Source organism: Methanobacterium paludis (assembly GCF_000214725.1).
Lineage (GTDB): Archaea > Methanobacteriota > Methanobacteria > Methanobacteriales > Methanobacteriaceae > Methanobacterium_C > Methanobacterium_C paludis.
Genome location: NC_015574.1, coordinates 1,327,945 through 1,340,282 on the forward strand (window position 1 = coordinate 1,327,945; position 12,338 = coordinate 1,340,282).

General features: G+C 29.9%; 11 protein-coding genes. 7 read left to right on the forward strand and 4 right to left on the reverse strand.

Annotation, left to right across the window (positions count from 1 at the left end; genetic code table 11):
- Positions 1–109: 109 nt before the first annotated feature.
- Positions 110–889 (reverse strand): methyltransferase domain-containing protein, encoded by a 780-nt coding sequence (locus tag MSWAN_RS06190; protein WP_013825764.1) that lies wholly within the window; start codon positions 887–889, stop codon positions 110–112.
- A gap of 351 nt (positions 890–1,240) precedes the next feature.
- On the opposite strand from MSWAN_RS06190, the gene nikR reads away from it, so the two are divergent.
- Entirely contained in the window at positions 1,241–1,639 is a 399-nt protein-coding gene (gene nikR, locus MSWAN_RS06195; RefSeq protein ID WP_013825765.1) for a nickel-responsive transcriptional regulator NikR, read from the forward strand.
- 214 nt (positions 1,640–1,853) lie between these two features.
- Here the strand turns inward: nikR and MSWAN_RS12785 are convergent, their stop codons facing one another.
- Together MSWAN_RS12785 and MSWAN_RS13125 are read right to left on the reverse strand one after the other, a co-directional pair.
- Positions 1,854–2,018 carry a hypothetical protein gene (locus MSWAN_RS12785; protein ID WP_154645731.1) on the reverse strand — a complete coding sequence of 55 codons (165 nt, stop codon included), beginning with the start codon at positions 2,016–2,018 and terminating at the stop codon, positions 1,854–1,856.
- Positions 2,019–2,098: 80 nt separating this feature from the next.
- Positions 2,099–2,224: a hypothetical protein gene (locus tag MSWAN_RS13125; protein ID WP_013825766.1), complete on the reverse strand. Its 126-nt coding sequence runs from the start codon at positions 2,222–2,224 to the stop codon at positions 2,099–2,101.
- Between the two features lie 216 nt (positions 2,225–2,440).
- Here MSWAN_RS13125 and MSWAN_RS06200 point away from each other — a divergent pair, with 216 nt between their 5' ends.
- On the forward strand, positions 2,441–3,145 hold the full coding sequence (locus MSWAN_RS06200; protein WP_013825767.1) for a DUF169 domain-containing protein: 705 nt from the start codon (positions 2,441–2,443) through the stop codon (positions 3,143–3,145).
- A 578-nt stretch (positions 3,146–3,723) separates the two neighbouring features.
- Positions 3,724–4,839 carry a hypothetical protein gene (locus MSWAN_RS06205; RefSeq protein ID WP_013825768.1) on the forward strand — a complete coding sequence of 372 codons (1,116 nt, stop codon included), beginning with the start codon at positions 3,724–3,726 and terminating at the stop codon, positions 4,837–4,839.
- 17 nt (positions 4,840–4,856) lie between these two features.
- On the opposite strand, the gene MSWAN_RS06210 is transcribed toward MSWAN_RS06205, so the two are convergent.
- Positions 4,857–8,342, reverse strand: coding sequence for a tetratricopeptide repeat protein (locus MSWAN_RS06210; RefSeq protein WP_013825769.1), 3,486 nt, complete (start codon positions 8,340–8,342; stop codon positions 4,857–4,859).
- Between the two features lie 727 nt (positions 8,343–9,069).
- Here MSWAN_RS06210 and MSWAN_RS06215 point away from each other — a divergent pair.
- From MSWAN_RS06215 to MSWAN_RS06230, 4 genes are all read left to right on the forward strand, one after another.
- Positions 9,070–9,846 (forward strand): V4R domain-containing protein, encoded by a 777-nt coding sequence (locus tag MSWAN_RS06215; protein WP_013825770.1) that lies wholly within the window; start codon positions 9,070–9,072, stop codon positions 9,844–9,846.
- Between the two features lie 148 nt (positions 9,847–9,994).
- Positions 9,995–10,528, forward strand: a complete 534-nt coding sequence (locus MSWAN_RS06220) for a nicotinamide-nucleotide adenylyltransferase (RefSeq protein WP_013825771.1) — start codon at positions 9,995–9,997, stop codon at positions 10,526–10,528.
- Positions 10,529–10,692: 164 nt separating this feature from the next.
- On the forward strand, positions 10,693–11,130 hold the full coding sequence (locus tag MSWAN_RS06225; protein WP_013825772.1) for a molybdenum cofactor biosynthesis protein MoaE: 438 nt from the start codon (positions 10,693–10,695) through the stop codon (positions 11,128–11,130).
- A 2-nt stretch (positions 11,131–11,132) separates the two neighbouring features.
- Positions 11,133–12,293: an HD domain-containing protein gene (locus MSWAN_RS06230; RefSeq protein WP_013825773.1), complete on the forward strand. Its 1,161-nt coding sequence runs from the start codon at positions 11,133–11,135 to the stop codon at positions 12,291–12,293.
- Positions 12,294–12,338: the final 45 nt, after the last annotated feature.

The window sequence follows — 12,338 nt, forward strand, 5'->3', positions numbered from 1 at the left end:
TAGGAACTAAGGGAATTTGTGTGGAAAGATTTAAGGCAGTGTTCTGGTGCATATTTTTAAGTTGACCTGATGGCTGAGAAATTGTTAATTAAGGGTTATACTTAAAAGTTTATTTATATCCAATAAAGAACAGCCTTTCAAATGGAAACAGTACTTCCCCATCCTTTTGTACGGGGTATACCTTTTTAATTTCCTTTAAAACATCTTTTTCAAACTCAATCTTTTCTTCTTTAGTATCTAACATATTTAGAAATTCTTTCATGCCTGTGCTTTTAATCATTTCAACAATATTCTGGTGAGAATGCATGATATGGAAGTAGGATGTTTTCCACATGTTGATGGATTCTACTTGATCTGACAGGATATCATAGTAATAATCACTGGAGTGGAATGTAAAAGCATCATTGGCTCCGTTTGTTTGTTTTCTCCATCTTTTAGTTAATGAAACACTTTCTATGACTTTACTTACTGGCATGCTCTGGTATAATGGAACCTGTACCGCAAGAGCCCCCTTATCTTTCAACATTTTAACCAGGTTTTTTATTAATTTTTCCTGGCTTTTAATCCATTGGATTGTGGCATTTGAAAATATGATATCATACTTTTCTTTAGTTTTCATTTTAGTGATATCTTCAATTTTCCATTCCATATCAGGATAGTTATTCTTGGCCGATTCTATCATTGAAGCTGAATTATCTATTCCAATTATTTTACTTTCAGGCCATTTACTGGAAATGACATTTGTACTATTTCCAGGTCCACAACCTACATCAATTATTTTTTCAGGATTCTCCATTTTGATGCGTGCTGCAAGATCTATTGATGGTTGAGTTCGTTCTTCACCGTACTTTAAATAAAGTTCTGGGTTCCAATTTTCATTAGTTGTCATACAGATTCTCCTCAGTATCTATTAATTAGTTTTATCTAACTAACTATTATATAAAGATATCATGAGGATGATTAATTACCTTTAATGGGTAATTTTTAAATATTACTATTGGAATGTTCTTAAAGATTTAAAACTAAATTCAATATATTTATATAGCTTATAGAGCTTAATGTTGAAAATAGAATTTAAGCAATGTTAATATTAAACAAATCAACAATCAAGGTTACCTGTGATTAATAATCAGGTTTGCTGGAATCTTTTGCATGAGGAGTATATCTTTATTTTATTAATACAAATAGATATTTAATACATAATATTTACAATAGGATAATAAAAGGAGGAGCCAAATTGATGAGAATAAGTATGTCACTACCTAAAAAAATTTTAAATGAGTTTGATGATGTTTTGAAAGATAGAGGGTACCAGTCAAGGTCAAAAGGTATTAGGGATGCCTTACAGGATTATATATTACGCTACCAATGGATGAATGAAATGGAAGGTGAGCGTGTTGGTATAATTACAGCTATTTACGATCATCATTACACAGGAGTCATGGAAGACTTAACTGAGATTCAACACAATTACAAGGACTATGTTAACTCAACTATGCACGTGCACATGACTGAAAAGTACTGCCTTGAAGTTATAATAGTCAAGGGAGATGTGAAATACATCCGTGAATTAACAGAGAAAATTATGCGGCTTAAAGGAGTTGAGCATGTTAAACTCACAAGCAGCAAAATTGAATAAAAGAACAGTACAATAATTATTCTTAGTATACAGAGCATACTTGGGCACCCAATAAGAAATGATGCCCAAGAAAATTTGTGTTCATGTGTAAGTTTGTAGTAAATTGACTATTTTTTTGTTAAATGTTTGAAACAAATTAATATAAAAAAAAGTTTCTAATCTTTTATAAATTTACTCACAATATCCCTTAGTATTCAATAATCCTCATTTTCATTTACAACCCTATCAAACACTGCAAAGGTTCTTTATCCATATCTGGAATCTTTTCACGTGTTTTAATTTCCTGTTTTTGAGTTTCAAACGATTCCAATGTTGTTTGAACCTCAAAGTCTACTAAAAATTCTAATTCCTTTTCTAATAGTTCCAGATGGGGTTGCATATCCCTGATGACTTTAGGTGGTTTTTTATCTTCAGGGCATTCTCTATGAATGATATTCTTGATACATTGTAATCGTTTTTCTATTTCATCATGAAATTTGCAAACTCCATGTATGGGAAAACAATGAGATCTTCATGTTTCTCAAAGACCCCTAGATTATAAAAGACTTGCTCATCTTCACCCATCTCAATAACACTTAACCTCATAAATATCAAACCTCCCTTCAAGGAGGTTAGTATGTTGCTACCTTTAATATTCAATTGAGGAGGAGAGCATCAGAGAACTAGTTATAATACATAAATAGGAAATTTATTAATAATTAAGGGATGTATTAAACAGTTTTAAAAAAGTAATTATATTAAATGTATATTAAAGATAAACAGAACCAATAGTAAATTTATTTTTTTGGGGGAGGGGTTTAAATGAGCTATAAAGAACAGGCGGATGTTTTTAAAAAGACCTTTGAATTAAAATACGAGCCTATGGCTATTTCATTTACGAATGAAGAAATTTCAAGTGGTAGATATGAAAAAACTCAAATTTGTAGAGCATTGAAACTTGCAGCTGAAGGAGAAAGCTTTATAATTGATGAAGAAGTTTCTACATGCCCCGGCGGCAGCCAATTTTGTGGTTTCATCGAACCTCATACCGGAAAACAAAAAAGAAGGTTACAAAAGTTCCTAACTAAAGGTGAGAAACTTACAAGCTCAATTGTTAGTTTTGAGAGAATGAGAAAATTAGCAGTACCACCAGCCACTGATTTAGCTGATAGAATTGTAATATGCCCCTTAGATAAAGCAGAAATACGTCCAGACATGATTTTATTTTTATGCAATGCTGAACAAGCCTGCCGCCTTATAACACTAGACACATACTGGGATGGAATATCACCAAAACAGCAAATTATAGGTGCATTATGTTATTCAGCAATAGTATATACTACAATGAGTGGAAATACAAACATGACCATGGGAGATTGGACTGCAAGAAGTCATCAGGGGTTTGAACCGGATGTTATCTTCCTATCCGTACCCTATGAACGTATACATAATTTAATAGCAGCTATACCTCATTGTTCTGCAGGAGATGCTGAAGCACATATACCTAAAGAATTCCAAGCAGATTAAATTTCTAAAGATTACTGAGGGTGCAAGTTAACATTTCTTTATTTTCCCACTATGCTAGTGGATATGAACTATTCAATATAACTAAGGAGAAAATGGAGAAGTAGAATATAAAAAATCTAATTTATCAGATTATGAAAAAGTTTAGCACTTTTGGTAAAATCTTCAAATAAAGATATTTCACCACATACAAAGGCTAGAGTATATCGCACTTGGTGAAATATCTTATAATTATGATAAAACAGATGAAACCCTAAAAAACTTTGAGAAAGCCATTTATTATGATCCTAAAGTTGGTATAAAATGATTATATGATAAATTAAATAAGATAAATTCTTAATCTTAAATCTCTATTGAGCAAATTATTATTTTTTAAATTACTATCCCAAAACATCGATTTTCAGCATCAAAATTCATTAATCCCTTTTTGTATTTCGTCTGCTATATTTTGTTTATTTTCTTTTATTAATTTATTTTTTATCGTTTCAAGAGAATTCAGAGCTTTTTTTCATGTTAATCTATTTTATTTTGCTTTTTCCCATTACAGCAACTATTTATAATTTAAAAGCAATTTTAAAAATATGAAAAAAGGTATTAAGAATATCGAGTTAATATCTACTCTCAAATCTTTAGAAATCATTGAAAAACAGATAGAAACACCAAAAAATGTTTTAAAAGATTTTAAAGAAGACATTTACAGTTATATTGGACAAGATTCAGAAACAATAAGAAAAAGAATGGATGGTCTTAAAAAAGAGGATGAATTTTTACTTTTTTCTTTAATGCTTGGAAATATTTTACAGGTAACCCGATTAGAACAAAAGAGATATATTGAAAATAAATTAATAATTCCTGACTTTCTTTTTGCTGTAAAAATGCCTGAACAAGTGGATAACAAAAAACCCTTAATGGCTCTAAGATTTTTTGTCGAAGTCAAAAAGATGAGAAAAGGTGAAGATGAATTTATTATATCTTTAAAATATTATGAAAAAATTAAAGCTTACGCTGAATTATATAGTTTACCTTTATATTTTGCGATAAAAATGGATAACGAACACCCTGCATGGTTTTTGGTATTATCTGAATCATTTGAAGAATATGGGAAAATTCAAAAGAGAAAAGTAAACGGCCGTATTGATAAATGCTTTGTTATTAAGGGAGTAGAGCTACTTAATTATGATTATTCAGGAATTTTATTGTCAAACTACCTCACTTTAATTCCGGCAGGCTTAAAAATTGATATGGAATATGATAATATATCTAAAAAAGGGTATGGTGAAGTAATTAGTGTAAAATCCACATATGAAAATGACTTTAAAAAAGTCAAGTTTAATGATAAAAATAAAGTACTTGATAGTATCTTTTTGAAAATTTGTAATTATTTAAAAGCATGTAATCACATAAAAGGAGGATATGCAGAAATAATTGATGAAAACGAAAAAAATACCAAATGGCAGAATAATATTGATTTTTGGATTTTACATTATCATTTGATTTTATCATGCTATTTATACCTCAGAAATCAATGTGAAAAGGATAAAAATCCTGAAAATATAAACAATATTTCCTATTACCTCGAAACTTTCTCTAAATTTGATAGTACCCTTGTACTTATGATAAGAGACATTATTAATGAAATGGAACAAAAAAATATGATAAAACCTATAAAAATGATTCCTAAAGTAATTAAAAAATAAACACTTCCAATTATGTATCAATCCCATATTTGGTTATCATCTAATGCTTTCCATTGATTACTTTCATATTTATACCAATTAATAAATTTTGATCTTCTACCCGTTTCGGGACCAATTTTTAGATCAGTTATTAACATTAACTCGCCTTTAACTTCATATAAGTTATATTTAACTCCTTTTTTAGGTCTCATACCCCAATTTATATTTTTTTCAATACGATGAATATGTTCATAACCAATAATTGCTGTTCCACCACCACCGTTTCTAGTTCCCCATTTAGTTTTATATGCGTTGGTTTGTAGCATAAATGCATATTCCCTTGATCCATCATCTTTATCTATTATGATATCTGCTTTTTTGTGAAATCTATGTTCTTTATCAATATCTAACCGTGGATTAATAACAAAATCTAAGTTTAAATCATTTATGTGTGGGAAGAAATATCGATCAAAGTCTATACAAATAAAAACTACTATCTTTCCGTATTTTGTTTGGAATATATTAATTGTATTACCTGATTCCATACCAGTTCCATTTTTTTCTTCCATTATGGCAGGATTACACTTTGCAATTGGATATTCCTTTCCATCAATAATTATTTTGCAAATATTACGATTATTTTCATCATAAAAACTACCACATACGACCATGCCGTCATTATATTCTTTTTTAACAATTTCAACCCATTCATCACAGAAACTAAGCTCTGGGAAGCATAGTATATCTACTTCACATTCTTTAGCCGTTTTAAGTGCACTAAATATTTTTTCTTTAATTTTATTTTCGTCTTCAATAACATATGGAAATTTATCTGTTAAAGAAAAATCCAATTGAACGAGTGCAACTCTTACACTTTCTTTTTGTGTTTCATCTATATTTATATATTCAAATGTAGCAGTTTTTTTATCTATTTTTTCCATTAAATGAGGCTTTTGAATAGTTTTACCTTTGATTTTAGTTTCTATACCTTCAATTATTTTATCTTGGAAGAATTGTAAATTTGATGAAAATATTGAATCTAAACTGATACCTTTTAAAGGAATTAATATTTTTAATAAATTTTTTTCATCATTTAAAGTTATATCTTCAGAATTGTAAGTACTCAAAAAACGAATAAATGTATCGATATAATTTACAGTAATAACAGAATAGATATTCCAATTTTCAAATACCATTTTAGTATTATATAATCTTTCTAAATCAACTCTCTTGAAACTTAAAGCGTCTAAAAGAAATTGAAAACAGATTTTCTTATTAACCAGAAATTCATTTAGGTCTTTGGGTATTTCAACTTTTTCGGATTTATTAAGTAGAGCATTAATTCCTTTAAAAACGTTGAATACATCCTTTCTAAAATCATCTAAATTTTCGAAATGTAAACAACTTATAAATTCCATTTCTAACTTTTCTAATTCTGAAATCAAATTAGAAGAATTAACTGTTAGTAATTTATAATTATAAGCTTCTTTCGCTTGCTTTAATTCATTTTTTTCATTAAATATGTTTTCAGCGATTTTTAACTCATATTTGGCATCATTATATTTATGTAAGGTTAAAAATATGATACCTTTACCCATATATGCTTCTGCAAAATCTGATTGGATTTTTAGGGCGTTATTACATGATTCAATTCCTCTTTCATATTTTCCAATCTTAGCTAATACCAATCCTTTGTTAACATGCGTTATAAAAAGAGTGGAATCTAGTTCCAAGGCTTTATCAAAACATTTTATTGCATGATTAAACTTTCCAAGATTTTCGAAAGATACTCCTTTATTATTGTATACTTCTCCATAATTGGGGTTTATTTCAATAGATTGGTTAAAACAGTTTATAGATTCATTATATTTACCTAAATTGCTTAATGCTGACCCTTTATTATACCATGCTTCGAATATATATTGATTAAGTTCTAAAGCTTTATCGTAGCATTCGATTTCTTCATTATATTCTTCCATATTTCCTAATGCTGAACCTTTATTTACATATACCTCTGTGAAATAGGGATTTATTCTTAAAGCCTCATTAAAACATTCAAGAGCCTTTTCATATTGCCCTAACGCTAAATGAGATATACCCTTATTATTAAAAGCTGTTTCAAGAGTTGAATCAATATTCAAAGCCCTATTAAAACATTTAATTGCTTCATTGAATTTGTCAAGATGGTTTAATGAGAATCCTTTACTATTATAAGCTAAAGCAAATTTATGATTTAAAGTTACAGCTTCATTAAAGCATCTGATTGATTCTTCATATCTTTTAAGGTCTATTAATGATAATCCTTTATTAAACCATAGTTCTGGACTATTTGGGTTAAACTCTATTGCTGTATTAATGCAATTTAGAGCATCTTCATTTTTTCTGAGATTTCTTAATGATGCACATTTAGCACTATAAGCGTCAGAAAAATTGGGATTTATATTCAAAGCTTTATCAAATGGATTTATTGATTCCTCAAACCTTCCCAGATCTGAAAGAGAAAGTCCTTTACTAAACCAAAATTCAGCATTTTTAGAGTCTAATGCAATAGATTTATCTTGATATTTAATTGCTTCTTCGTACTTACCGAGAATTCTCAATATTTCACTTATTCTATGATAAGATAATGCAAGATCTGGAGCTATTTCTAATGCTTTTTCGTAGTATTCAATAGCTTCATCATATTTGCCTAATGTCTCAAAAATGACACCTTTATTAAACCATGCCTCAGCATTTTCAGAATTTAATTCAATAGATTTATCTAAATATTTTATTGCCTCTTCGTATCTCTCTAGATTTCCTAAAGATAGACCTTTGTTACTATACACGATATGAATAAAAGGAGAATTTGGATTTAATTCAATTAATTTATCAAAATACTCAATAGATTCATCATACTTTTCTAAATGTGCTAGAGATATACCTTTATTAAGAATTGCATCAAAAAAATCATTTTTAATGTTTATTATCCTATCATATGACTCAATTGCCTCTTCATATCTCTTTAAATTTCTTAATAATTCTCCTTTATTATATAAAAATATAATATTTTTGGGTTCATAATTTATAGCTTTGTTAAACGATTTAATTGCTTCTTCATATCTGCCTAGATATCCTAATGCTAAACCTTTATTATTATGTACTTCCGCATAATCAGGATCTATTTTTAAGGCTTTATCAAAACATTTAATAGCTTTATCATATTCTGAAATTTTTGTTAATAAAGTTCCTTTGTTATTTAAAGCCTTGGAATAGTTAGGATCAGTTTTTATAGCATTATCATAACATTTAATGGCTTCATCTATTTTTTTTAAGTTTTGTAATGCTAAACCTTTATAGAACCATGCTTTAGGATCTTGAGTCAATTGGATTATTTTATCAAAAACATCTATTGCACGTTTATAATCCTTATTTTCCCCATAATAATGTCCTAATTCAAATAAGTGGGATATATCTTTGAAATTCTTTAAAATGTTCCTATTTGACATCATCATCAACATCATATACATTAATTCAGGATCCATAAATCCAACCCCTATTAGAACAACTTAATTATTTCATTATATACGAAATACATCACGGTTTAGTTATATTACTGTACTAGCATTGAACTATTTAATTGAAATCCCGTTCTAACGAAATTAGACCAGAAATTTCACTTAGATTATTTTTAGTTAGGTTTTATATCCTTATTCTAATTTAAAATAAATTTCTTTGAGTATTTCTAATTTTTTTTGTTGTTTAGTTAAATAATAGTATATTACTAAATTTGATAATATATATAAAATAATTTTATTTTGGAGATTAGCTCTAAGTCCAACCAAAAAGAGACTTTTTTAGTATTCATTGCAATCTATCTCTTTTTTATTTTTTTCAGCTTCATATATTGAAGTATTCTATAATGTGGCATTTACTGCCTCTTTTTTTATCAGGTTTTAAATAGAATAATAAAAGAATTATTATGTTGAACATTTTAGGAAAAAAAGATAATTATCTCAAAATGAACGTTTCTGTTTAATATTTAATATTTTATAATAATATTTATAATAGATACCATACTATTTTCAGGAAGATAAAAGAGATATGGTTTTAGAAGATAGGTTGACCAAAAATAAGTGGAAAACAAATAAAATAAATAAAAAATAAAAGAACAATAAATAAAAAATAAATCAAGTAATTGTAAAGAAATTAAATAATAAAATAAGTTATAAATATTAATTTTATCCCAAAATACAGATAAAGAGGAACACAATGAATAATATGAACCCCGAAGACCCTCATCAAGATATGAGAATAGAATTATTTGCCACACCTGATAGTGTATATGCAATTGACAGTCCTGTAAGGGTAAAAATATTATCCCTACTCAGGGAAGGAGAATTGAGTTTTGACAAGATAGCAGAATTATCTGGCAAAGCCAAATCAACAGTATCGGTACACCTCAAAAAAATGGCAAAAGAGGGAATAATAGGTTCAAAACAGGACCCTGATGATGCGCGTAAAAAGATATTCTTCATCAAATCAGAATATCTAGGCAAATTATCCAGTAAAAAAATGTTGAAAGACGGCATAGACAAATACGTTTCAAGTTACGTAGAAAGCAATGGTAATCCATTTGAATTTTTCAGGATGATATTCCAAACCATTAGGGTTTCACTCCTCAAACAGGGCATAAATATTGACCCCATACTTTATGAAGCCGGAGAAAAAGTGGGTGAAGCTATTTATAAAGAATTAGCTGATTCAGATATGGATAAATTTGTGGGAAACATTGCAAAATTTTGGGAAACCCATGAGCTGGGACACGTTGAAGTTGGAAACCTCGAACCATTAACAGTTAATGTTTACGACTGTTTTGAGTGTCAGGGCCTGCCATACCTTGGAAGACCTGCATGTGCATTTGATTCAGGAATACTTAAAACAATTTTTTCAGCCCATTTCCAGGATGAACAGGCAGTTAACGAGGTCAAATGTTATGCAACTGGTGACGATTACTGTTCTTTTGTCATTAAAGATTGCAAAAAATAAATAAAACTAATTAAGGGTTTTTAGATATAATTCAAGGATCTAAGAATAAATTTGTTAATGTAAATTAATTAATGAATTGAAACATTAAAATGAATAATTAAAGTGTAATGAAAATTAAATTTAACAGTAAGAAGATTTAGGTGATCTAATGAGAAGTACGAGGGGTTTACTTGTTGGAAGGATGCAGCCAGTTCACAAAGGCCATATAGAAGTTATAAAAAGGATTTTAGAAGATGTTGACGAAGTTATAATAGGAATTGGAAGTGCTCAACTAAGTCACACACTTAGAGACCCATTTACAGCAGGTGAAAGGGTTATGATGCTCACCAAAGCCCTCAGTGAAAATGGAATTTCTCCCTCACATTATTACATCATTCCCATACAGGATGTTGAGTGCAACTCCATCTGGATCGCCCATGTAAAGATGTTAACACCACCATTTAAACACGTTTACTCAGGAAACTCCCTTGTACAGAGGCTCTTTATTGAAGGAGGATATGAAGTCACATCTCCCCCACCATTTAACCGTGAATCATACTCTGGAACCGAAGTCAGGAGAAGAATGCTTGCAGATGAAGATTGGGAATCTTTAGTTCCAAAATGTGTTGTTAAAGTTATAGAAGAGATAGATGGAGTTAATAGGCTTAAACATTTATCAAAAAAGGAAATGAATGAGAATTAATGGATAAATAAGAAAATTAGTGGATAATTAGATTAACATATGTAATAGATTAACATAGTAAATAAATAATTAAAGTTCATGTAAAATTAAGTTCATATGAAGATTGAATAAGTATCATATAACTAAAGATTGAACAACTATCATATAAAGATGGGGAAAACAATATGATTGCCAGGATCTTAAAAAAAGGTGAAGAAACTATCACAATTAACCAGCTCATGGATCAGGTTAAAAAAAATCCACAAATAGCAGAGTGCGGTGCAATATTTTCCTTTGAGGGTATTGTAAGGGGAACAGAAACTGATAAAAACACTGTGAAAATGGACCTCACCACTCCGGACATTGAAAAAACTGAAGGCGAGCTTAAAGAAATTATAAATGATATAAAAAACAAGTATGGCGTGATTGAAATAGCGGTTGTACATTATATCGGTGAATTCCAGCCAGCTGATCCACTCTTCCTTGCTGTGGTTGCAGGAGCCCATAGACAGGAAACCCGCAGCGCACTGAACGATGTTGTAGAAAGAGTCAAATATGAACTTGATTTTAAAAAAGAAGAACATACAGATGGTGGTACTAATATAATAATGTCTGGGGGGTAATTTTGAAATTTATAAGGGATAGTCTCCATGGAAATCTTCAATTAGATGATTTTGAGGTTAAAATAGTTGACACGCCTCAAATACAAAGGTTGAGACGTATAAAACAGTTAGGTTTTACTTATCTTGTGTATCCTGGTGCGAATCATACTCGATTCGAACATTCCATCGGAGCAATGTACCTATCATCTAGACTTGCAAATAACCTGCAACTTGACGACCATAAAAAACAGATGCTACGTGTTTGTGCAATACTCCACGATGCAGGTCACGGTCCCTTTTCTCATGTATCAGAAGGAGTTCTCGGTACATCACATGAGGAACTCACATCTAAATTAATAAAGGAATCCCAACTATCAGATATACTATCTGAAAAATTCAATATCCATGAAATAATAAAAACAATAAATGGTAAAGGTTCCCTTGGACAAGCAATATCAGGTGAGCTTGACGTTGACAGAATGGACTATCTTTTAAGGGATTCTTATTATACGGGAGTTGCATACGGAGTTATCGATGTTGAAAGGCTTATTTACAACATGAAACTTGATGGAAACCTGGTTCTCAAACAAAAGGGTGTTCAGGCCGCAGAATCCATGCTCCTTGCAAGATATTTCATGTATCCCAGTGTTTATCAACACCATACCACACGGATCATCAACTCTATGTTCAGAAGGTGCTTTAAAAATCTTTTAGAAACTGGGGAAGTAGAAGCTGAAAGAATTTATGAGTACGATGATTTAGACATAATCGTAGCAGCAAGGGCTCAAACAGGTTATATAAAGGATATAATCCAAAAATTAGACAACAGAGATCTGTTCAAAACTGTTTTTTCATTGAAACTTGACGAACTGGAAAATCCTGATGCTGTATTCAAGTTAGGAGATGAAGAAATAAGACGAATTGAAACAGAGTTATGTGAAGACCTGAATGTCCCTGAAGGTTACCTTATGGTGGATGTTCCAGAATATCCCTCCTTTGATGAGATGAAAACACAAGTGGCTGTAGAAGATGATATAGTCAAACTTGGAGATATATCCACAATAGTGCGTGCTTTAAGAGATGCACGATTCAACCATGCTGATCTGTGTATTTACATTCCAAAGGAATATGCAAACAAAACAGCAGGATTCCAATTTGAAGATTACATTGAAATACCTGATTAAAAATATTGATTAAAGATTAGATTGATTGATAGATCGGTTACGGAT